This window comes from Okeania sp. SIO3I5, from assembly GCF_010672085.1.
Taxonomy (GTDB): domain Bacteria; phylum Cyanobacteriota; class Cyanobacteriia; order Cyanobacteriales; family Microcoleaceae; genus Trichodesmium.
Window position 1 is genome coordinate 13,662 of the sequence record NZ_JAAHHT010000047.1, and the last position, 22,999, is coordinate 36,660.

The following is a 22,999-nucleotide window of genomic DNA, read 5'->3' on the forward strand; positions in this document are numbered from 1 at the left end:
CTTAAGCTACAGTTACTCGGACGAGAAATATTTTACATAGTTCCCAATTTCTCCATTCTTGAGTCCACTACTTCTCATTCTCCATTTCACAAGCTCCAATACTTACCCAACTACTCGATCCATCTGCCCAATGTTCTTTTTTCCAGATGGGGGCTGTATGTTTTAAAGTATCAATGGCATAACGACAAGCTTCAAAGGCTTCTGAGCGGTGTGGACATCCAATGGCCACTAGCACGCTAATTTCACTAATTTTTAAACGTCCCACTCTATGATGAATTACTACTGTATTAACTTCTGGCCATTGAATGCGAATTTCTGTGGCAATTTGCTCGAAGACTTTGATAGCCATAGGTTGATAGGATTGATATTCTAGACTAACTACAGGTTTGCCGTCTGTTTGATTGCGAACCGTTCCGCTCATTACTACTACAGCACCATTGGCGGGATTATCTGCTAAAGCGTAAATATCTTCAATGGACAAAGGGGCGATAGTAATAGAAAAGTTATCTTGTTCTTGTTTTGGTTTGGTAGATAAAGGCATGAATAATGAATAATTAATAATGAATAATTAATAATTAATATAATAATGGATAATTGATGATTAATAATTAATCTCCAGAAGTTTCAAGGCTCTCCTTTTCAGGATAAACAAAGAAATCATATTTCTGTACTTGATTCGATCCGATGGTTTTAAACAGAGGTAATTAATAATTGATAGTTAGAGATAGTTTTCATTATTCATTATCAATTAATTTGGGACTTACGCAAATGAAAACATTAATTAGATTAAAAATTGAGCGTTTTTGGGAAAATGAAACGGAGTATTTCATCGCTACGAGTGATGATTTACAAGGGTTGGTGGCCGAAGGAAAAACAATACAAGAAGCGATAGAAATTGCCGAGGATGTGGCCAAATGTTTGTTGACTTTGGAAAAAGAAATGAATGATAATTTACAGTTACAAGCTATCCCATCTCAGTTTGAATATCCGTTAATTATGGAGGTTTAATGGGAAGATTAGCAGGGTTTTCTTATCGATAAGTAACAAAAAAGTTAGGTAAATTAGGCTTTATTTTTTATCGTTCAGCAAAAGGAGACCACGAAATTTGGTTTAATCCTGAAACAAAATTTAGGACAACCATTCCCCATCATCAAGAAATTAAGGAGGGAACATTAAGAAGTATTTTAAAACAAGCTAATATTGATGTAGATGTTTTTTTTAAGGTCTTAATTAGACTATTATATAGCAATCCTATAGCAATCAGGAATGAGATGTGAGAAAAAACTGTAGGGGTTTAGTCTTATAACCCTATCTTATGCTTGGGTTTGGAGACCAAACCCCTACGATCAAATATTACAAATTCTCACAAATCACAACTGATTGGTATATTTTATTAGTGTTAACAATCTTGCTACTTTTTAGAAGTTTCTTTCTCTACACACTCCCCACACTCTGCTTTTTCAGCAAACCCTAATCATCAATTATTCATTATTAATTATTCATTATTAATTACTCATTTTGCCTCCTCCTAACAGATATAGTAAAGCCATTCTTACAGCAATACCACTGGTTACTTGTTGAGAAATTAAACTTAATTGGGGGTCGTCCATTAAGTCAGAACTAATTTCTACTCCTCGGTTAACTGGTCCGGGGTGTAATATTTTAACTGTTGGTTGACAAAGTTTGAGGCGATCGCGTGTAATGCCAAATAGTTGATGATATTCTCGTAAACTAGGGAGTAAATGTTGGCTCATTCTTTCTTTTTGCAGGCGTAAAGTCATCACAAAATCAGCTTTTTCTAAGGCAGGTTCGATTTGCCAATGTACAAATAATTTACTAGGTCTATTTTTGCCAAATTCGGCGAAATATTTAGGTAGTAAAGTGGGGGTTCCTGCTAAATGTAATTCTGCACCAGAAGCTGTTAAACTCCAAATATTAGATCGTGCTACTCTAGAGTGAAGAATATCTCCGACAATAGCAATTTTTTTTCCTTCTAAAAGTTCTATTCTCGGTTCGGTTGAATTTAACAATTTACAAATAGTAAAGAGGTCAAGTAAAGCTTGAGAAGGATGTTCGTGTTGACCATCTCCAGCATTGAGAACTCGGACTTGATAACCGTTTCGCTCCATTGCAGAGGCGATTGCTGCTGGAACTCCTGCATCTCGATGTCGGATGACCATCATATCTGTTCCCATTGCTAGATAAGTCATTGCTGTATCAAGAATAGTTTCTCCCTTCGTCAGAGAGGAGGTTCCTGGGGCAAAATTTAGGGTATCCGCAGATAAGCGTTTGGCAGCTAATTCAAAACTATTACGGGTGCGTGTTGAGGGTTCAAAGAATAAATTTGCTACAACTTGACCTTGTAATGCAGGTACTTTTTTCATTCGGCGACCTAGAACTTCTTGAAAACTAGCTGCTGTTTGGAGTATGATGTTGTATTCTGTGGGTGTAAATTCTGCCAGAGAGAGAATATGACGACGAGTCCAAGAGTTTGTAGACATTTTTGATTGAATTTTTGTGAAATAATTATCAGTTAATTAATTAGGTTTTGTCAATCTTAAACAGGACTTACGCAGAACCACCATATCTCCTAGGGGCGATTCGCGTTGTAGGGGCGATTCGCGTTTGCTCCGCATTCCGCAGGAAATCGCCCCTACAAATGGTGTATTGCGTAAGTCCTGCTTAAATAAGAAACCGGGTTTATTAGGTCTTGTTTTTCAACTCACAAAATTTTCTCGATCAACCCGGTTTCTGCGTAAGTTCGCTTTTATCAATCTTAGATGAATGTCCAGACAATAATTTCTATATTTTTATCGTTTTTCTTTGCAGCTTTTCTCAAAGGAATTACAGGACTAGGTTTTTCAACTATATCCTTGCCTACTATGGCAACTTTTCTCGATCCGAAAATAGCTATACCTTTAGTGATTGTACCTTCTCTCTCAAGTAACCTGCTGGTGATGGCACAAGCTGGAAAATTTCAAGATGCACTTAGTAATTTTTGGCCTATTTATGTCTCGACGTTCCCAGGGTTGCTTCTGGGGGTGTACGTTCTCAATTCTATAGAAGGTGCAATTAGTCGAGGTATTTTGGGAGCTATTTTATTTCTCTATGCTCTATGGGCGTTGCGATCGCGACCTATTATTCTTTCTGAGAAAATGAAAACATGGTTGACTGTTCCTGTAGGATTGACAACGGGAGTAATAAATGGTATCACTGGTTCTCAGATTATCCCTATTTTGCCATTCTTTCTCGCTTTAGACTTGAGTAAAGAGACTTTTGTACAAGCGATCAATCTTTCTTTTACCCTTTCAAGTATGGTGATGCTGTTTCTACTGGGAAAAATTGGATTGCTTCAAGTATCTTTGTTAGGTATTCCTGTGGTCGGTAAAAAGCAACTACAATTCTATCCTTCGGTACTCCAGCACTAACAAGTTCATCTGTAATACCATCTTCGATACCATCTTGGTGAATCTAAATTTTATCATTGTGGATTTCAGCATGGACAATAGTACCATATACACGGAGGCCCTCTTCCCATCCTTCATTGATTAATAGAAAGTGGTTGCGATCGCTAAAACTATCAAAAAAAATCAAGCAAGGAATTTAGAGGTTGAATTCTTTCCTTGATAAATTAGCTATAGCAATTATTTAATCTGTGAAGTAAAGATATTCAATCCCTCCTAACCCCCCTTCTTAAGGCTATCCATTACTCACAACTCTTGAAACCCTTGTGGGAGGGTGGGCAAGAGGGGGAGGAGGGGGAGGAACAATTCTGTGTAAAATTATCAAAAAAATGTATTTTTCAACACACTTTTCTCCCAAAAAATCCTTTGATTCGCTTGCACATAACTTATCTATAATGCCCAAGTTTTATGTTAAGAAAGATGTGAGTAAGGCATAGCTTCTTAAGGGGGGAACTTCAAAGTCCCCCAATTCATCGGGGGATTTAGGGAGATCGTAGGTTTACCTCATCAATTTGATAATTGCTATATGAGAAATTTTTATGGTTATTTTTTCTGTTGCTGCTTTCGGGATAAGGCGGCGATCGCTACTAAACCCACCATTCCGACTGTGCTAGTTGGTTCGGGAACTGATGTTGTTTCTTGTTCTACTGTCAGCTTTAGTTCTGCGGAAGAAATAAGCGCATCATCGGCATAAAACCAGGGAATTATATTAGTAACTCTAATGAACTGATAATATCTTCAGAGGTAAATCCAAAGTCTAGCAAATCTATAGAAACTGTACCTGTAGTTCTCACAGCAGGGATGCCAGGAATGTTACGTTGACGAATAAATTTTTCGCCAGTAACTCCAGTGATATCTGTTGTAACTAAAGAATCACCAGGAGAGAGAGTTAATGTTAGGAGAACCGAATCTAGAGGACTAGAAGTCGGAAAAAGCCTTAGATTACTGTCACCTGAGAAATCAAATAACCACTTTGTTCTTTCACTATGTCCATCACCTGTAGTAAACCTTGAGGAAACTCGACTCTGTAGAATCAGAAAATCTCCATTCTCTAGATTTCTTCCAAAAACAGGAGTTAGGGTAGGAGATCCAGTAGCAGTAGCTTTTCTAGAAATAGCAAGCGCTTCTTTGGGAACCAAGAAAGTCATGGTTGTCAAAATGGCGAAAAACGGTAGGGATAAGTAATTTTTTCTGAGCATATTTTTATTTCCTCAATAAGTTTATGATTTATCCTAAAGACAAGGAGGATTGCTTTCTTTCAAACCATGGCGATCGCTATACATCAATTAACCAATGCTGACACACAGCTTTCTATTGAGACTTACGCTTTAATAAGCGCGAACTAACACCGGCAGCGCCAACAGGAAACAGTGCTATTAGTGTAGAAGGTTGGGGCACACGTTCACGTTCAGAATCATAGTAAGATTCTACAACTTTCATCGAAATATCATCAAGTGCAAAGTCATTGCCACCCAACAACTATAATATTTTGTCTAGGAAAACAATTCTCGTTGGCAACCAGACTACAGCAACCTTTAGAACTTTCGGATTACTATCTTACAGATTATTCCCTTCCACTGGCAATAACTATTCCCAAAACTTAAAAAAGCACTCAGCACTTAGTAGGATAGATATCCGTTCCGCTCTGGGTTTCATGTTGCGTAGCAAAACATTTTTTTTACGTCCTCGTTTGCGGAGCATTCCGTCAGGAAGGGGAATTTCAATCCCTCGTCAAGCATCCGACTTCTTAAACCGGGGATGTTAACCCAAGCTGCTAAAAGCTGTTAATGAAGTTACGATCCAGGATACTAGCTGTTTGCGGAGCATTCCGGCACGGAAATGCTAAAAGCTAATAGCTAGTTAAAACAAACTAAAATTCCCACCAACTTCTCAAAAAGGTCCCATAATTTGGTCTAGTCCAGAGAATAGTATATTATAGCTCCTGATTACTATTTTCCTGTTCTATCAACCTAATATGGAACTCAAAGACTTTCTGGGGACAAACCTTAAATACGACGTTAAAACCCTCGCCGAGGATGAATACCTGACTTGCGAGATTCAGGCTATACTTATTGACCTAAATATGCTTAACCCGCCAGTAGATGGGATATTTGGCCCATTAACCACAGCAGCACTTCATCGGTTTCAAGTCAATCAAAAAAGTGGTGAAGCTGGATATTTAGGGGAGAAAACTATTAAAAAATTGTTCGAGGCAATAGAAGTAAATATTCCCGCAGTTCCAATCATATTAAAAACTAAAAATGATACTATTCTGAAATCTAAACCGCTTCAATATTCTCAATTAACTGATTCAGAAAAACATCAGATTTCTGCTAATCAAGAATTTGAACTTTTAGCTTACGTTCCAGTTAGAAATCACTTCAGAATAGCCTTTCGTAACCATAAACACAACGGTTCAGGAGTTTGGTATGTTGATGAAAAACAAATTGAAATTTATGAAAATAATCAAATTGTGCATCCCAAGTACCAACCAGATACTATCAGAATCAAAGTTCCCTACAAGCATACACTAGACGATTTGTACAATCCAACAGGGTTATGTAATATTACTTCAATCGCTTCATGTTTAGAATTTTTAGAAGTGAATCGTAAGTCTAATTATGGTGAATTTGAAGACGAACTTTATGAATATGCTTTAAGTCAAGGTTACAGTCGTCATAATCCATATCATTTAGTTAAAATTGTTAGAGATTATGGATGTAGAGATACTTTTAAAACTAATGCCACTATTCAAGAAGTTCAAGACTTTTTAATAGCAGGAAATCCTGTAGCTATACATAGTTATTTTACTTCTTTTGGTCATCTAATTGTTGGTGTTGGTTTTGATAATGAAGGATTATTTATCCACGATCCCTATGGCGAATGGTCTTCTACTGGATATAATACTAACTTAAGTGGTGCTTATCTACATTATTCTTATACATTAATTCGTAATGTTTGTATGCCAGATGGTAATTTCTGGGTACATTTTATTTCTAAATAGGGCTTGCTGAAAAAGTCTTTTTGGTAGGGGTAGGAGTCAGGAGTCAGGAGTCAGGAGTCAGGAGGAATTGGGAATTTAGAGGAGGTAATAGTAAGAATTGTCCACCAATTTTTATGTCCTTAGTTTGCCTAAAAAAATACTAACTTTTTGAGCGTGAAGAGTTGAAACAAGCGCACTTTTTGGGGTAAAAAAATTGTGCATTAAAACTATAAGTTTTGCACTTACTACAAATAATAGTAATAGTTAATATAGTAATCGTAAATTAGGTTGCAAAATTTCATCGTAGTAGTAGGGGTGTCTAGCTTGAAAATGTGGGTAAAGAGCGAGTCAATGAAGACCTCTCCCCCAACCCCTCTCCTGCAAGGAGAGGGGAGAAGAGTCTCCCCCTTCCCTCCTCCCCCCTTTCAAAGGGGGGCAAGGGGGGATAGTTGTGGGGTTGGGGGGTTAGGTTTTTTTAACATTTTCAAGCTTGACGCGCCAGTAGTAGGGGTTTGGTCTCCAAACCCAAGCGAAAACATGGCTTGGAAACCAAACCCCTACTGTATTTTTTTCACAAATCATTTGGGATTACTATAGCTAATAGAGAATAGAGAGAAAATTAGGATATGCTACTTTAATATTTGGTTTTGTACCTGAACCAAACCTACACATAATACCTAAAACCTACCATCTAAAACCTATTCTATTTTCATACTTAAATCTAACCAAGTTGAACGAGTAATAGGAGCGCTTGTAGAAATATAATCTACTCCTGTTTCTGCCACATTCCTAATAGTTTCTAGAGTAATATTTCCCGAAGCTTCAATTTTAATTCGACTATTATTTTCCCTAATTATTTTAACTGCTTGCTCCATCACTTCAACAGACATATTATCGAGCATAATAATATCTGCTTGATGCTCCAAAGCAGTCTCTACTTCTACTAATGTTTCTGTCTCTACTTCAATACTTAAAGGATAAGGCATTCTTTCTCTAACTTTAGCGATCGCCTCCCCAATACTTCCAGCAGCAGCAATATGATTATCCTTAATCATTACCGCATCATCCAAACCCATCCGATGATTTTTGGCCCCACCAACTTGAGTGGCATATTTTTCTAATATTCTCATACCAGGTGTTGTTTTCCGAGTATCAACCAGTTGTACTTGCAGATCGGCAATTTTGTCTACATATCTACGAGTCATAGTTGCTATCCCACTCAGACGCATTGCCAAATTTAAGGCCACCCTCTCTCCCGTTAGTAAAGTATCTAAAGGCCCATCTAATTTAGCAATTACTGTTCCCTTCTCGCACCATTCCCCCTCTGGAACAGTGGGTAAAAAATTTACCTTTTCATCCAGAAGTTTAAATACCCTAGCTGCTATGGGTAAACCTGCAATGACTCCTGGTTCCTTGACTAACCAATGGCCTGTTCCTAGAACTACCTCATCTCCTGCAAATAGGCCAGAAGTTGTGCGATCGCCCCTACCAATATCTTCTAACAACCAATCTTTTAATAAATTATCTAATATTATTTTTGGAGGTACAACCACGTTCATAGTTTTGTCTGTTTCCGATATTAATAAATTGAATAAAATTCTTTTTTGCTATACAAAGATAATTATCTTGTACCTTGCTTATATTTCTACTGCTTTAATCTTTAATATAAATATGTGGATTAAAATATATCTTAAAATGCTGAGGCACCTAAATTTTTTTTTATCGACTCTTCTATGATAATCAACTAGGCTGAGTAACAATTATAATTACCAATGGATAATTGAGATAATTAATCAATTTGGCTTTATTGCCTTCTATTTCAAGAGAAAAAAAATTGTGATTTCCGGATATTCAATCCTCAAGGGTAAAACAAAGGGTAATTATCCATTATCAATTAATGAAAAAATTTGTCTCAATTAATCAAATTTTACTTGTCTCTATCAATGCTTTTCGCGTTCTATTAACACTTTCCTCTACATCAACTAAACCATTTAAGGCTAATAGAATATCATCAGGAACTCCTAAAAGTTTAGCTGCTTTTCTGACAGCTCTTTGTTCTTGATCGGCAAATTCAAAATCAGCTTTAGACATTTTTATTGCATGATAAATTAAGGCTCTGCCAACATTAAAAGGCACATTAGCTTTATTAATATTAGGAAGTAGTTCTTCCAAATTGCCATTTTTATAGTCAAAAGTTCTGTATGCTTCAAGAATGTATTCTGGTATATTCAGGGCACGTTGGTGATTGATTAACCAATTCATTTCTGCTTGGTTAACTTCTCCATCAGCTCCAGCAATAATCAGCAAGGCATAGCCATAATAAAGAGTAGCTATTTCCTTAGCATTAGATAAACCATAGGCATCTTGGAAAAATGTCGGAAATTCAATTTTTTTTTCAAATAAATTGTTCATTGTTGTTAGTAATTATATAAATTTATATCATATAGCAATTCCCAAAAAGCGTGAGGTACAAAATTCTTTGGTTTTAGGGAACAGGGAACAGGGAACAGGGAACAGGGAATAGATAAAGAAGAAAAACAACTGTACCTCCGAGAGCTTAGGAAACGCTATATTTATTTTTTTGCCTAGTTTTAATTAAATATTAATTTTTCAATCTTAATAATATTTATTTTCTCAGTCTTCCTAAAATTTTACCGAAAAAATTTTTGTCTGAAGTAGAGTTGATTTACATGCTCGATGTTAATAATTTTGTGTAAATCAAATCCCTAAGTGTAATATATTTTATTTGGGAAATTCCGACTATAATTATGGTCTATCTGTCTCTAACAATGCTTTCCGCATAGCATTTAGACTTTCTTCATGCTCCACTAAACGGTTTAGAGCTAATACAATATCATCAGGAACTCCTAAAAGTTTAGCTGCTTTTTTGACAGCCATTTGTTCTTGAGTGGCGAATTCTAAATCTGCTCTACACATTTGAATGGCATCAAAAATTAATGCCCTAGGCACATTAAAAGCCACATCACATCTATTAATATCAGGAATTAGCTCTTCCAAGTTACCATTTTTGTAGTCAAATACCTTGTATTGTAAAGTTTTATTGATTTTATAGAAAAACATAAAAAAACAACTAAAAATATCTTAGACTGGGATTAGTTAAATTCCCTTATGTAGTTGAGGACTTTATAAAGCAACAAAAATGGTGTCAAATACAATGAGTCATGTCAATGTTCGTTTAAACACCAATACGAAAAGTAGTCCCAAACGTTTTTAGCAATGGGATAGAGGGTGTTGTAGTTCACCCGGTTAAGGTAACACTTAATTAAAACTAAATCAAAAAAGATTTTTCTATAGATTTAGTAACTATGCCTCAATAATTTCTTCTGGCACATTTATAGAACGTTGACGATTTATCAACCAATTCATTTCTGCTGTACTAACTTCTCCATCTGCGAGGCAATAGTCAACATTGCATACCCATATTTTAGAGTAGCTATTTCATCTGCATAAGATAAACCATACGTCTGTTTATAAAATTCAGGAAACTCTACTTTTTTTCCAGATAAATCGCTCATAGTTATTAGTAATGAGAAATATGTATAACTTTTATTATACTCAATCCGGTTTACAAAAAACCTTTATTTTGAAGGTAAGGCAGAAGGCAGAAGGTTTAAAAAGGAATTTTAAAAACGTGGTGCATGATAACCGGATTCGGCATCATACAGCGATTTTCATTTCGGTAGACTATAAGTAGGGACGTTCCATGGAACGTCCCTACTGGGTTTTGGTTGTGACAATGTGGTTGATCAATTTGAAAAGCGCTGTAACTAATACTATTTAGAGACTATTTGTAACAGGACTTACGCAGAACCGCTATATCTAGTAAGGGCGAATGCCATTCGCCCCTACATATAGTGTATAGTTCCATATTTTGCGTAAGTCCTGTGTAAGAGGAATGTTAAATTCACAAAAAACAAAGGTTCTCTCGTATCGCTGAGAGAACCTTTGTTTATATTTAACCTGGCATCGTGCTATTTTACCAGGCAGCTACCCACCGAGTATCTTCGCCACTCTAGCGTTTCACTTCCGAGTTCGGGATGGATCGGAGTGGTTCCACTACGTCATAGACACCAGGAAAAGCTAATAATTACTTACAATTATTATATTTACTTTTAACCTTTCAGGTCATCAGTAACTTTCTTTTCCTTACATTTATTACTATAAATACCTTTTCTATAAATGTCAACCCCCTAAGCAAAATTTTTTTTCCGCCTCAAATTTTCAGTTCCAATAGTCCATTTTTCCTAAACTACTCTACCCAAAAAGCGTCCATCTCGTAATCATCCGTATATCCCTGCCCAAAACCATTGTCTGGCCTTCCTTTTTTAGTCAATTTTCCCTTTTTTCTCAAACCATTTAACCACCTGTTGGACTGTTAAATCCTGGAGTGGCATAGCAGATTCTTGGGCAACCTGCTTTAAAGGAGATAACGAAGCTATCACCAATCTAGTAAAGAAATTCTCAAAATTAGCGTCTATATCTAAATTTTGCTTCAGACTTTCATCTTTTTTAATCCAAGTTTTCACCTGTTCAGCAGGTATTTCCTCCATAGTCAGACCAGTTTCGGCTGCTATTTGGTTTAAACACCTCAAAGAATAAATGGCCAATCGTGTTGAAAACTTATCCTTGGAAGTTAGAAGCGCTGCATCAACTTCAGCAGACTCTTCCGGTGTTAAAAATTCTATAGATGGTTGCATATAAATTTTTGATTTTATATTTTGGTACACAAAAAAAGGGAGCTGATACCAGGCATGAAAAAAGTTTTTATTTTTTAGTAATTAAATAACCACAACGATGTTCTCCATTAACAATCCAATGAGTTCTCTCCACAGTACAATCAGCTAGTACAGTAGCAAACATCTCTAACTCATGGCCACAAATACTGGGGAAAGATTCGGCCACATTAGATATAGCACAGTTGTGTTCTATCAATATATAGTCTTCAACTTCAGAGGCAGTTGAATTGATTGGGAATTGGGAATTTTGAATTTTGACTTGTTCATTAGGATACCACTCTGCCATGTAACCCTCAGCTTTGCGGAGTTCTACCAAATGGGCCACGCGCTCCGGCACTGAACCTGTTCCCAGTAGTTGGCGATACTGCATTGCCTTACGTTGCCATTGTTTCTGCAGCACTTGGGTGACGTGTTCATGTCCCATAGTTTCTGCCAAGGTATCCAGGAAAGAAACAGCAAAGTCATCATAACTGTGGGGAAAGCGATCGCGTCCTTGAGTTGTCAGTTCATAAATATGTTGTGGCCTTCCCATTCCTGTTGATACTGATTTGTATGCAATTAGTCTTTCTGCTTCTAAATCCTTTAAATGGCGACGTATGCCTTGGGGAGAGATTTCTAGCGACTCAGCTAATTCCAAGGCAGTAGCTTGAGTTTGCTTCATCAAGTGTTGCAGGATTTCTTGTTTGGTTGAATTTTGTTGAGTAATTTCCATCATTTCACTTATCAGTTTGCTACGTATATAAAAAGCCTCCTGGGGAGGAACTGGGTTTTTTCACCATAGTCATGCTCCGCAAACATATCGCTTAACGAAACAATACCTCCAGTAATAGGGACACAAGAAAATCTGAAATTTTCCTTATTGATCCCCTTGAAGGGGGAGACTCGAACTCGGATTTTTTGGCCCCGAAAATTTTTTTTACTGGACTTTGACAATATCGCTGTTGTTAATGTAACCTAAAATAGACTTAAGCAACAAATAAGTTGTTTAACTATTAAAGGCCACTAAAACTTATCTAACTACTAAGTAAGTAAATATAACTAGGAAATAAGTAAAATGACTACTCAAGTAAAAAACTTAGTAAATCAACCTTATAAATATGGTTTCGTCACTGACATTGAATCGGAAACCATTCCTCGCGGACTCAGTGAAGACATAGTTCGTCTGATATCTGCTAAAAAGAATGAACCAGAGTTTATGCTCAATTTCCGTCTCAAAGCATATAAGAAGTGGCTGCAAATGAAGGAACCTGTTTGGGCAAATGTTCACTACCCACAAATAGATTACCAAAATATTGTTTACTATTCGGCGCCAAAAGTTCAAGATAAGAAGAAAAGCTTGGATGAAGTAGATCCGACTCTCCTAGAGACTTTTGAGAAACTAGGCATTCCTCTATCAGAGCAGAAACGTTTGAGCAATGTTGCGGTTGATGCTGTATTTGATAGTGTTTCTGTTGCTACTACTTTTAAGGAGAAACTTGCTGAAGATGGTGTTATTTTCTGTTCTATTTCTGAAGCATTGCAGGAGCATCCAGAATTAGTGGAAAAATACTTGGGTAGTGTGGTTCCAGTAGGAGATAATTTCTTTACTGCTCTTAACTCTGCGGTATTTAGCGATGGCTCTTTTGTTTTTATTCCTAAAGGTGTACAATGTCCTATGGATTTATCCACATACTTTAGGATTAATAATGGTGATTCTGGGCAGTTTGAGCGTACTTTAATTGTGGCAGAGTCAGGTAGTTCTGTAACCTATCTTGAAGGTTGCACTGCTCCGATGTTTGACACTAACCAACTTCATGCTGCTGTAGTGGAACTTGTTGCTCTCGACAATGCTGAGATTAAATATTCGACGGTGCAAAACTGGTTTGCTGGGGATAAAAATGGTAAGGGTGGTATTTATAATTTTGTAACTAAGCGCGGTTTGTGCAAGGGAGTAAATTCTAAAATTTCCTGGACGCAAGTAGAAACTGGTTCAGCTATTACCTGGAAATATCCTAGTTGTGTTTTGGTTGGTGACAACTCTGTGGGAGAATTTTACTCAGTCGCTCTAACTAATAATAAGCAACAAGCAGATACAGGTACAAAAATGGTACATATTGGGAAAAATACTCGCAGTACAATTATTTCTAAGGGTATTTCTGCTGGAAATTCTGCTAATAGTTACCGTGGTTTAGTGAAAATGGGATCTGGTGCAAAGGGTGCGCGGAATTATTCTCAATGTGACTCAATGTTAATTGGCGATCGCGCTCAAGCAAATACTTTTCCTTATATTCAAGTGGATAATAATACTGCTAAAGTTGAGCATGAAGCTTCTACTTCTAAAATAGGAGAAGACCAACTTTTCTATTTTAGTCAAAGGGGTATTTCTGCTGAAGATGCAGTGTCTATGATTATTAGTGGTTTCTGTAAGGATGTGTTTAATGAATTGCCAATGGAATTTGCTGCGGAAGCTGATAAATTATTGAGTTTGAAATTAGAAGGAAGCGTTGGATAATTAATAATTAATAATTAATAATTAATAATTATTAGGCGTTGCTGATTTTGGGTTATGATTCGTATTTTTTTACAATTTTCAAACTATTGAATAACGAATATTTGAGATTATTGAATTTTTATTTTCATACCTTGATTCAGCAACGCCAATAATTAATAATGGAGAATTGGTAATTGATAATTGATAATTGTGAAAAATAATGTAGTTAAAGAAAAGTCATTTGCATTTGCACTACGAATTGTTAAATTGTCAAAACACCTTAATCAAGAGAAGCAGGAGTATGTTTTATCAAAGCAATTACTTCGTAGTGGTACAGGAATTGGGGCTTTGGTGCGTGAAGCTGAATACGCTGAAAGTACCGCTGACTTTGTACATAAAATGGCTATTGGTTTGAAAGAGGTCAATGAAACTCTGTATTGGTTAGAGCTATTACATCAAGCAAATTACATTGATTTCAAAGGGTTTGAGTCAATTAATCAAGACTGTATAGAACTCTTAAAACTCCTGACCAGTATTGTCAAATCTGCCAAATCAAACAACCAGTAAACAATTGATAATTGATAATGAAAGAGTTTTTGAAATTTCAAGTTTTCTATCTAATACTCTAATTATTAATTATTAATTATTAATTATTAATTATTCATTACAAAAGACGGCTATTGTAAAATCGCCAAAATCAAACAACCAGTAAACAATTGATAATTGATAGTGAAAGAGTTTTTGAAATTTCAAGTTTTCTATCTAACTCTCTAATATTCTAATTGTCAATTATCCTTTATTAATAATTAATTATTCATTATTAATTATTCATTATTCATTATTCATTATTCATTATAAAAGGTATAAACATGATTAAAGAAAATAGCGAAGTTATTTTATCTGTTAAAAACTTAACAGCTAATGTAGAAGGAAAAGAGATTCTTAAAGGCTTGAATCTAGAAATAAAAGCTGGAGAAATTCATGCCATTATGGGTCCGAATGGTTCGGGAAAAAGTACCTTTTCTAAAGTATTGGCAGGTCATCCTGCTTATGAAGTTACAGGTGGAGAAGTAACATTTTTAGGTAAAAATTTATTAGAAATGGAGCCAGAAGAACGTTCATTAAATGGCGTGTTCTTGGCATTTCAATACCCTCTAGAAATTCCTGGAGTGAGCAATTTAGATTTTTTACGAGTTGCTTACAATACAAAACGTAAACATCAAGGATTAGAAGAATTAGATGCTTTTGATTTTGACGATTTAGTACAGGATAAATTAGATATTGTGAAGATGAAACCAGAGTTTTTAGACAGGAGTGTAAATGAAGGTTTTTCTGGTGGAGAAAAAAAGCGCAATGAAATTTTACAAATGGCATTATTAGAGCCAAGTTTAGCAATTTTAGATGAGACAGACTCAGGGTTAGATATTGATGCTTTGAGGATAGTAGCAAACGGAGTAAATCAATTAGCAAATGAGTCAAATTCTATGTTAGTAATTACTCACTATCAACGTTTATTAAACTATATTGTGCCAGACTTTGTTCATGTAACAGAAAGTGGTAAAATTATTAAAACTGGTACAAAAGAACTAGCATTAGAACTAGAAGAAAAAGGTTACGATGATGTGATTGAAGCAGCAAAAGCAATTAATAATTAACAATTAATAATTAATAATTATCTCCTCTTATTTCTGATACAGTCTACTGTTTCCTGTTCCCTAGCGCGTAGCACTATTAACTGATAACTGAAATGACAACTTTTTAATTACTTAATAATTGAAGTGTCACCTAAGTATAGTATGATGGCAGTCGAAGCAAAGGGTGCGGAGATTTATAAATGCTGAAACCCTTTGACAGTGAACTGTTTCCTGTTCCCTGTTCCCTGTTCCCTAGTTTTGATAATTGGTATAAAAATTATGCAATTGTCCGTAAAACCAGAAATATCTTATTTAGAAAAATTACTAGAAGAATCTTCTAAAGCAGTTTCTCCAACTGTAGCGCCAGAATTTCCTCTGAATGCAAAAATGGCAACTTGGTTACAACAAGTACGCGATCGCGCAGCAACCTGGGTGCGTGAGTTGAGTATCCCGACTAAACGAGATGAGGAATGGCGCTTTACTGACTTATCTGCAATGATGAAGTTGGGTTTCCAAGCACCTGCACCAGTAAACTTGGATGCTTTGAATATCGCTCCATTTATTTTGCCGGAAGCAATAAATAGTCGGTTGGTATTTGTGAATGGGGTATTTGCACCAAAGTTATCATCGGTGACAGATATAGAAAATCAAATATTTGTGGGCAACTTGGGACAGTTGCCGAGCAAATATCAAGAGCGCGTTGGCAATTATTTGGGGCAACAACCAGGGAGTCAAGAAGTTTTTACCTCCCTAAATACTTCTGGTTTAACTGATGCAGCAGTAGTATGGTTGCCCAAAAATCAAGTTGTAGAAAAACCAATACATCTATTATTTATTGCTACTCAGACGGAAGTTCCCATATTGACTCAGCGCCGTTGTTTAGTGGTAGCGGAAAGTAATAGTAGTGCCACAATAGTTGAGCATTGTGTGACAGCAGAAGTAATTTGCCCAGAAGCACCCACTTCTCACCCCTATCTGACAAATACTGTTACAGAAATATGGGTAGAGGAAAATGCAGAAATTAATCATACCAGGGTGCAACGAGATGCAGGAGCAGCATTTCATATTGGCAAAACAGCGATCGCTCAAGCTAAAAATAGTCGCTATACCTGTAATGCTATTCATTTAGGGGCGAAGTTATCTCGTCATAATTTAGAAGTTGCTCAAATGGGAGAGGGAACGGAAACTAATCTTTATGGTTTGGCATTTATTGGCAACGAGCAAGAAGCGGATACTCACAGCAGCATTATTTTGAATCATCCCCATGGTGTGACTGATCAACTTTATAAGTGCATTGTTGACAATAAAGCACATTCTGTTTTTAATGGCAAAGTCTACGTTTCTCAAACTGCCCAGTTGACAAATGCTGCTCAGTTAAATCGTAATTTGTTACTTTCTTCTGGAGGAAGAGTTGATACAAAACCTGAGTTAGAAATTATTGCCGATAATGTTCAATGTTCTCATGGTGCAACTGTTAGTCAGTTAGATGATGATGAGCTTTTTTATTTGCAAAGTCGAGGTTTGAGTCAAGAGGCAAGTCGCAATTTATTAATTGATGCTTTTGGCGCAGAAATTATTAACAAGTTGCCCTTAACTTCTTTGCAAAATATTTTAAAACAATGTGTCGCTTGTAAAGTTTAAAAGAATAAAGAAGGAAGAAGTAATTAAGGAGAAAAGTGAGTTAAAAAGTAGATTTAAACTTACAGTAAACTCCAAGTCTATGAGGTGAAAATATTATTAATAATAAAACCTTTGTAGTGCGGGTATCTTGCCGACGAGATTGTTTCCCGAATTACTACTCCCTACTCCCTAAAAAAACTGAAATAGCAGTCGAAGCAAAGGGCGCAGACATTTATAAATCCTGTTTGCGGAGCATTTCCGCAGGAAAAATTATTTGACAGTTTGCTATTCCCTATTCCCTATTCCCTATTCCCTATTCCCTAGCGCTATAACTGAAAAGATGACTATTATTCAAGACAGAACTTTGGCAGATAAAGTACGTGCAGATTTTCCGATTTTAAATCAGGAAATAAATGGTAAACCACTGGTTTATTTAGATAATGCTGCTACTTCCCAAAAACCCCTAGCAGTTATCAATGCTTGGCAGGAATATTACCTTAAATATAATTCCAATGTGCATCGGGGTGTTCATACTTTAAGTTCAAAAGCAACAGATGCTTATGAAGGTGCAAGAGATAAAGTTGCTGCTTTTGTAAATGCGGCATCTCGGAATGAAATTATTTATACTCGAAATGCTAGTGAAGCTATTAATTTAGTTGCTTATTCTTGGGGGTTAAATAATCTCAAGTCAGGAGATGAAATAATTGTCTCGGTTATGGAACATCATAGTAATTTTGTTCCTTGGCAAATGATTGCTCAAAAAACTGGAGCAGTGTTGAAATTTGTCGAATTAACTGAAACGGGAGAATTTAATTTTGAACAATATAAAACTCTGGTTTCAGACAAAACAAAATTAGTAGCAGTTGCCCATGTTTCTAATGTTTTAGGTTGTCTTAATCCAGTAAAAGAAATTTGCTTGATCGCTCATCAAAATGGAGCTAAAGTATTAATAGATGCTTGCCAAAGTGTACCTCATTGTGTGGTAGATGTGCAGGCAATAGATTGTGATTGGTTAGTAGGTTCTGGTCATAAAATGTGCGCTCCGACTGGCATCGGTTTTTTGTATGGAAAGTTGGAATTACTGGAGGAAATGCCACCATTTTTAGGAGGTGGTGAAATGATTTCTGAGGTGTTTTTTGATCATTCAACTTATGCAGAATTACCCCATAAATTTGAAGCAGGAACACCAGCTATTGGAGAAGCGATCGCTCTTGGTGCAGCAGTAGATTATCTGACAAATATAGGTATGGAAAAAATCCATAATTATGAGGCAGAATTAACTACTTATTTATTTGATAAATTAGGTGAGATTCCGGAAGTAACTATTTATGGACCTCAACCAAATATTAATGGTGAAAATAGAGCAGCATTAGCATCTTTTACAGTAGAAAATATTCATCCCAACGATTTATCAACAATGTTAGATGAAGCAGGGGTAGCGATTCGTTCGGGTCATCATTGTGCTCAACCTTTGCATCAATATTTAAAGATTTCATCTACAGCAAGGGCAAGTTTATATTTCTATAATACTCGTGATGATATTGATGCTTTTATTGTGGCATTGAAAGACACGATAGAATTTTTTGCTAGTATTATGGGTTGAATTTATTAATTAATAATTAACAATTAATAATTAATAATTACCTCTATTAAGAAAGGTGATTTGGAAACCAAAAAGTAGGGACGTTGCATGCAACGTCCCTACAGGATTGTTATTTTTTTTCCAACTAATCAAGGTTATATATATGAGAGATTGGAATCTAAACAAACTTATAGTTATTAACTTAATTTTTCTGAATATTGCGATTATTTTTCTAGCAGTAGGATTAATTTTTTCACCCTATCAAACTTTGGCAATTTCTATTCCTGAAACTCAAGGAAAAACAGAGTCAAAAATTGAATTGATAAATTCACAAAAGTTAAGTCAGCGTAGGGGGAAAAAATATGAGTATAAAGTTGAATATCAATTTGATTTTCCTAACAGTGAGGGAGAAAGAGACCGCTATGTAGAAGCTTTTAATAATGCGGGTAAGGATGGATGGGAATTAACTCAAACTGACGTTGTTTTTAATCCTACTAACGGACAAGGGTTATATATTTTGATTTTTGTCAGAGAAAAGTAAGTTGTGATAACAAGAAACCGGGTTTATTACCATCAGGACTTACGCAGACAAACCCAGAAACCCGGTTTCTCATAGATGTTTATTCTCAAAAACAATGATTTATCGTAGAAACCGGGTTTCTTTGCGTAAGTCCTAACCATTGTTTTTCAAATCACGAAATTGCTTCGGTAAACCCGGTTTCTTAATCTTATTTTTGTGCTAAAACGTCAATAATTTCTGTATCCATAATTATCTTGCTATTACTAACTAAATCTTCGTGCTTATTGGTGTTAAGAGAGACAGTTATTTCATTCTTACCTGGTTTTAAATTTCCGAGATAATACCAATTGCTATAAATTCTCGTTATTTTTTCCCCATTAATATATAAATGAGCATGACCTTCATAAGGGTTACTACTTTGATTAACTGTTTCTGGCACCAATTTAAAATTAGTTAGCTTTAGCTCTAAATTCCATCCTTTCATGGAATCTTGATAAACAAATAAATCTACTTGAGGAACTGGTTTTCCTGCTGGAATTTCTACTTTTTTATGACTATGATTCATGTCACTGTGAGACTTATCGGCAACTAAAAAGTTAGCAGAAGAATTGACTGTGGTAGTTACTCCTAATCCAGCAGTTAAAATTAGTATTGTAGATGTTAGTTTGAGTATTTTATTCATTGTTTTTGATTTGTTTATTATTAATGAAAAATAGTACACATAAAGTAGTGAAAGTGTCAAAAGACAAGTTGTAATACTAAAAAAAAAGCTGTCATACTGTAAAATTGAATATAGAAAGAATAAAAAAAAATTATGTCAAAAACTCAACCCTATCAACCTTTTTTGCTCCGTTTATTTCATGGTATTAATGCTTTATTGGTAATCGCTTGTGTAATTACAGGGTTTTTGGTTTACGATAGTTGGGATGGTAGATTTGGCAAAGTCGGTTTGACTATCAAAAACCGTAGTTTAATAGATATTCATGGAACTTTTGCTTTTGTTTTATTCTTTGTATTTTTGGGATTTATTATAGTTAGCATTAAACTCGGCAGAAACCGTTTAGTAAAATCAGATGATTGGCAAAAATTGACAAATAAGGTGGGTAAAAATATTTGGTGGTATAGACTGCATCGCGTAGTTAATACCACAATTTTATTCTCGGCAATACTATCAATAGGTTCAGGAAAATTGCAAGATGAAAATTGGTTACCTAATGGTGAAATGTATCATGTTTGGTACTCCCTGCATCTGATAGGTTGGGTAATCATGTTATTGGCGATCGCTACTCACTTATTAATGAGTGCTAAAGTAGGTGGATATCCTCTAATTTTATCCATGTTTAATACAAAATATCTGCCCCAAGAAAGTCCGAAACTATGGCCGGAAAAAATTATTGCTTGGTTAAAACACCCTAGGATTTAATAATTAATAATTAACAATTAATGATTAATTATTATTGAAGGCGACAGTTTGAGTTAATCATATTTTTTTGCAGTTTGTGTTGCAAGTAACACTAAAATGACAACACATAAGTTGAAAAAACCTAAAAATCTTAGTCTAGAATTTTTGCTATTTTGAATATGTTTTATCAAAGTTCCTAGCTTCTATTATGGTAGCTAGGAATTACTGCGTTTAATTTATACGACTTGAGGAATTTATCCTCTAGATATAACTTGAATTATAAGTACAATTTCCAATACCTAAACACCCAAAAAATGAATCTAATTTGTCAAGAATTTCAACCAATAGCAGCGATCGCTACAACTCCGACAGCAGCAAATTTATTACAACCTATTTGTCAAACATTGGGAGCAACTTTGTGGATACCAGAGTCTTGTCAAAAAATTGTCAACCTCTCTCTCAACACCCAGGTTTACACGGACTCTCTGAAAAACCATCTGGTAAATATTTGGCAAGAGTATAATGCTATTATTTTTTGTCTTGCTAGCGGTGCAGTTGTACGTTTAATTTCTCCCCTGTTGCAGGATAAATATCGCGATCCGGCAGTAGTTGTTGTGGATGAAGCGGGTAAATTTGTGATTAGTTTATGTAGCGGACATCAGGGAGGTGCGGATAAACTGAGCAATGTACTTTCTCGCCTCCTGAACGCTACCCCAGTGATTACAGGAGCATCTCATAATTTAGGATTACCTGGTATTGATATTTTGGGTAAACCTTTTGGTTGGCAACGTGGGGAAGGTAACTGGAATCAAGTTAGTGCAGTTGTTGCTAGAGGAGAAACTGTACAGGTGCTTCAGGAGGTAGGTTCGACGTTGTGGCAACAGCACTTACCGGAGCAACATCCGTTTGACTTTGATTTTTCAGAAATAGGCGAACGATCGCCTACTCCCAAGGCGAGAATTTGGATTAGTTTTGCTCACAGACAGTTTTTGCCAGATTCAGATTTACCAGAAGTGCAGTGGCACCCGCGAGTTTTGTGGGTAGGGGTTGGTTGCGAAAGAGGAACTTCTAAAAAATTAATTGCCACTGGTATCGAGGAAATATTTCGCGCTCATCATTTAGCAGCAGGAGCGATCGCTGGTATTGCTACTATTAATATTAAAGCTGATGAAATAGGATTAGTAGAATTTTGTCAGGAACGAAATTTACCTTTACGGACTTTTTCAGGGGAGTTATTAAATTGTGTTGAAGTGCCTAATCCTTCTAATATTGTTGCAGTAGAAGTTGGAACTTCTAGTGTTGCGGAAGCAGCAGCTATTTTAGGAGCAAGACAGGAGCAAAATGAGCCAGAAAAAGATTTTCACGGATGGCAAGACGCGGATTTTGACGGATGGCAAGACACGGATTTTCACGGATATACGGATGATTCTTTTTTTCAGATTCAAAAAGGGAAAAAACAACAGCAAAACACGGATATTCACCGATATACTGATGATTCGTTTTCCTTACTTCAACAGGGAGAAAATATCTTAAAATCTTCCACAAATTTATTAGTTAGTAAACAAATATTTCGTCTGGAAGGTGAACCAGGAGCAATGACTATTGCTGTTGCTTTAGCTGAAACAGAATATACAGGTAGAACTGGAAAATTATTATTAATTGGCACCGGCCCAGGTAAACTAAATCAGATGACATCCGCAGCTAAAACTGCTGTTAGTTATGCGGATGTTGTGATTGGTTATTCTCTTTATATTGATTTGATTCAACCTTTATTTAATCCCGGACAAATAGTCGAGAAAATGCCAATTACTCAAGAAAGACAACGAGCAGAAAGAGCAATTGAATTAGCAAATTTTGGTTTAACTGTGGCAGTAGTTTCTTCCGGAGATTGTGGAATTTATGGCATGGCAGGATTAGTTTTAGAACAACTTCGAGCTAAAGGTTGGGATGGGAAAATTCCGGCAGTAGAAGTGTTTCCTGGAGTTAGTGCTTTACAGTCTGCTGCATCAAGAGTTGGTGCGCCTTTGATGCACGATTTTTGTGCTATTAGTTTGAGCGATTTATTAACACCTTGGGAGGTAATAGAAAAACGTTTGATTGCTGCTGCAATGGCAGATTTTGTTGTGGCAATTTATAATCCTAAATCTCAGAATCGAACGGAACAATTAGTTAAGGCAGTGAATATTTTTTTAGAGTATCGTCAACCGGAAAATCCCGTGGCAATTGTTCGTTCTGCTTATCGAGAAAATGAGGATGTTACTTTAACAAGTCTGGGTGAATTATTGGAGGTTTCTGTTGATATGTTGACTGTAATTTTAATTGGTAATCAATCTACGGGAATTTATAATAATTGGATGATTACACCTAGGGGTTATTTAGGGTAATTTCAGTTATCAGTTATCAGTTATCAGTTATCAGTTGTGATGGGGGGATTCATAATCAGTTATCAGTTATCAGTTATCAGTTATCAGTTGTGATGGGGGGATTCATAATCAGTTATCAGTTGTGATGGGGAGATTCATAAGTAGTACAATTTTCTGTATTTCATAATAATGAGGACTTACGCA

The 22,999-nt window shown here is 35.9% G+C and carries 22 protein-coding genes, 1 rRNA gene and 2 pseudogenes; 12 read left to right on the plus strand and 13 right to left on the minus strand.

Annotation, left to right across the window (positions count from 1 at the left end):
• Positions 1 to 67: 67 nt before the first annotated feature.
• A complete protein-coding gene (locus tag F6K40_RS13570; RefSeq protein ID WP_293136649.1) occupies positions 68 to 541 on the minus strand; it encodes a molybdenum cofactor biosynthesis protein MoaE in 474 nt (157 codons plus the stop codon).
• A 227-nt stretch (positions 542 to 768) separates the two neighbouring features.
• On the opposite strand from F6K40_RS13570, the gene F6K40_RS13575 reads away from it, so the two are divergent.
• Positions 769 to 1,008, plus strand: a complete 240-nt coding sequence (locus F6K40_RS13575; protein ID WP_293136651.1) for a type II toxin-antitoxin system HicB family antitoxin — start codon at positions 769 to 771, stop codon at positions 1,006 to 1,008.
• A 47-nt stretch (positions 1,009 to 1,055) separates the two neighbouring features.
• A pseudogene (locus F6K40_RS13580) lies at positions 1,056 to 1,277 on the plus strand (type II toxin-antitoxin system HicA family toxin); the annotation flags it as partial.
• Between the two features lie 228 nt (positions 1,278 to 1,505).
• Here the strand turns inward: F6K40_RS13580 and F6K40_RS13585 are convergent.
• On the minus strand, positions 1,506 to 2,501 hold the full coding sequence (locus tag F6K40_RS13585) for an aspartate carbamoyltransferase catalytic subunit (RefSeq protein ID WP_293136653.1): 996 nt from the start codon (positions 2,499 to 2,501) through the stop codon (positions 1,506 to 1,508).
• A gap of 279 nt (positions 2,502 to 2,780) precedes the next feature.
• Between F6K40_RS13585 and F6K40_RS13590 the strand changes: the two genes are divergently transcribed.
• Complete coding sequence (locus tag F6K40_RS13590) at positions 2,781 to 3,428, plus strand: sulfite exporter TauE/SafE family protein (RefSeq protein WP_293136655.1); 648 nt, start codon at positions 2,781 to 2,783, stop codon at positions 3,426 to 3,428.
• Between the two features lie 4 nt (positions 3,429 to 3,432).
• On the opposite strand, the pseudogene F6K40_RS13595 reads toward F6K40_RS13590, so the two are convergent.
• The 3 genes and pseudogenes from F6K40_RS13595 to F6K40_RS13605 form a co-directional block, all read right to left on the minus strand.
• Positions 3,433 to 3,594: pseudogene (locus F6K40_RS13595) on the minus strand (element excision factor XisI family protein); the annotation flags it as partial.
• Between the two features lie 413 nt (positions 3,595 to 4,007).
• Complete coding sequence (locus F6K40_RS40835; protein ID WP_365671365.1) at positions 4,008 to 4,064, minus strand: hypothetical protein; 57 nt, start codon at positions 4,062 to 4,064, stop codon at positions 4,008 to 4,010.
• A gap of 104 nt (positions 4,065 to 4,168) precedes the next feature.
• Positions 4,169 to 4,663 (minus strand): hypothetical protein, encoded by a 495-nt coding sequence (locus tag F6K40_RS13605; protein ID WP_293136659.1) that lies wholly within the window; start codon positions 4,661 to 4,663, stop codon positions 4,169 to 4,171.
• A gap of 776 nt (positions 4,664 to 5,439) precedes the next feature.
• Here F6K40_RS13605 and F6K40_RS13610 point away from each other — a divergent pair.
• Positions 5,440 to 6,468 (plus strand): C39 family peptidase, encoded by a 1,029-nt coding sequence (locus F6K40_RS13610; protein WP_293136661.1) that lies wholly within the window; start codon positions 5,440 to 5,442, stop codon positions 6,466 to 6,468.
• Between the two features lie 677 nt (positions 6,469 to 7,145).
• Here F6K40_RS13610 and nadC read toward each other — a convergent pair.
• The 7 genes from nadC to sufR form a co-directional block, all read right to left on the minus strand.
• Positions 7,146 to 8,006, minus strand: a complete 861-nt coding sequence (gene nadC, locus F6K40_RS13615) for a carboxylating nicotinate-nucleotide diphosphorylase (protein ID WP_293136663.1) — start codon at positions 8,004 to 8,006, stop codon at positions 7,146 to 7,148.
• Positions 8,007 to 8,367: 361 nt separating this feature from the next.
• Positions 8,368 to 8,859, minus strand: coding sequence for a tellurite resistance TerB family protein (locus F6K40_RS13620; protein WP_293136665.1), 492 nt, complete (start codon positions 8,857 to 8,859; stop codon positions 8,368 to 8,370).
• A gap of 354 nt (positions 8,860 to 9,213) precedes the next feature.
• On the minus strand, positions 9,214 to 9,528 hold the full coding sequence (locus F6K40_RS13625; protein ID WP_293136667.1) for a tellurite resistance TerB family protein: 315 nt from the start codon (positions 9,526 to 9,528) through the stop codon (positions 9,214 to 9,216).
• A 302-nt stretch (positions 9,529 to 9,830) separates the two neighbouring features.
• On the minus strand, positions 9,831 to 9,983 hold the full coding sequence (locus F6K40_RS13630; RefSeq protein WP_293136669.1) for a hypothetical protein: 153 nt from the start codon (positions 9,981 to 9,983) through the stop codon (positions 9,831 to 9,833).
• Between the two features lie 443 nt (positions 9,984 to 10,426).
• A 5S ribosomal RNA gene (rrf, locus tag F6K40_RS13635) occupies positions 10,427 to 10,543 on the minus strand.
• Between the two features lie 250 nt (positions 10,544 to 10,793).
• Positions 10,794 to 11,165 carry a hypothetical protein gene (locus F6K40_RS13640; RefSeq protein ID WP_293136671.1) on the minus strand — a complete coding sequence of 124 codons (372 nt, stop codon included), beginning with the start codon at positions 11,163 to 11,165 and terminating at the stop codon, positions 10,794 to 10,796.
• Positions 11,166 to 11,232: 67 nt separating this feature from the next.
• Positions 11,233 to 11,919 (minus strand): iron-sulfur cluster biosynthesis transcriptional regulator SufR, encoded by a 687-nt coding sequence (sufR, locus tag F6K40_RS13645; protein ID WP_293136673.1) that lies wholly within the window; start codon positions 11,917 to 11,919, stop codon positions 11,233 to 11,235.
• A 339-nt stretch (positions 11,920 to 12,258) separates the two neighbouring features.
• Between sufR and sufB the strand changes: the two genes are divergently transcribed.
• From sufB to F6K40_RS13675, 6 genes are all read left to right on the plus strand, one after another.
• Entirely contained in the window at positions 12,259 to 13,695 is a 1,437-nt protein-coding gene (sufB, locus tag F6K40_RS13650) for a Fe-S cluster assembly protein SufB (protein ID WP_293136675.1), read from the plus strand.
• A 189-nt stretch (positions 13,696 to 13,884) separates the two neighbouring features.
• Complete coding sequence (locus tag F6K40_RS13655; RefSeq protein WP_293136677.1) at positions 13,885 to 14,241, plus strand: four helix bundle protein; 357 nt, start codon at positions 13,885 to 13,887, stop codon at positions 14,239 to 14,241.
• A 302-nt stretch (positions 14,242 to 14,543) separates the two neighbouring features.
• A complete protein-coding gene (gene sufC, locus F6K40_RS13660; RefSeq protein ID WP_293136679.1) occupies positions 14,544 to 15,329 on the plus strand; it encodes a Fe-S cluster assembly ATPase SufC in 786 nt (261 codons plus the stop codon).
• Between the two features lie 258 nt (positions 15,330 to 15,587).
• Positions 15,588 to 16,949: a Fe-S cluster assembly protein SufD gene (gene sufD, locus F6K40_RS13665; RefSeq protein ID WP_293136681.1), complete on the plus strand. Its 1,362-nt coding sequence runs from the start codon at positions 15,588 to 15,590 to the stop codon at positions 16,947 to 16,949.
• A 319-nt stretch (positions 16,950 to 17,268) separates the two neighbouring features.
• Complete coding sequence (locus tag F6K40_RS13670) at positions 17,269 to 18,531, plus strand: cysteine desulfurase (protein ID WP_293136683.1); 1,263 nt, start codon at positions 17,269 to 17,271, stop codon at positions 18,529 to 18,531.
• Between the two features lie 142 nt (positions 18,532 to 18,673).
• Positions 18,674 to 19,051 (plus strand): DUF4177 domain-containing protein, encoded by a 378-nt coding sequence (locus F6K40_RS13675; protein WP_293136685.1) that lies wholly within the window; start codon positions 18,674 to 18,676, stop codon positions 19,049 to 19,051.
• 187 nt (positions 19,052 to 19,238) lie between these two features.
• Here F6K40_RS13675 and F6K40_RS13680 read toward each other — a convergent pair whose 3' ends face one another.
• Positions 19,239 to 19,712, minus strand: a complete 474-nt coding sequence (locus F6K40_RS13680) for a hypothetical protein (protein WP_293136687.1) — start codon at positions 19,710 to 19,712, stop codon at positions 19,239 to 19,241.
• Between the two features lie 132 nt (positions 19,713 to 19,844).
• Here F6K40_RS13680 and F6K40_RS13685 point away from each other — a divergent pair, with 132 nt between their 5' ends.
• Together F6K40_RS13685 and cobJ are read left to right on the plus strand one after the other, a co-directional pair.
• Entirely contained in the window at positions 19,845 to 20,453 is a 609-nt protein-coding gene (locus tag F6K40_RS13685) for a cytochrome b/b6 domain-containing protein (RefSeq protein ID WP_293136689.1), read from the plus strand.
• 293 nt (positions 20,454 to 20,746) lie between these two features.
• Positions 20,747 to 22,816 (plus strand): precorrin-3B C(17)-methyltransferase, encoded by a 2,070-nt coding sequence (gene cobJ, locus F6K40_RS13690; protein ID WP_293136691.1) that lies wholly within the window; start codon positions 20,747 to 20,749, stop codon positions 22,814 to 22,816.
• Positions 22,817 to 22,999: the final 183 nt, after the last annotated feature.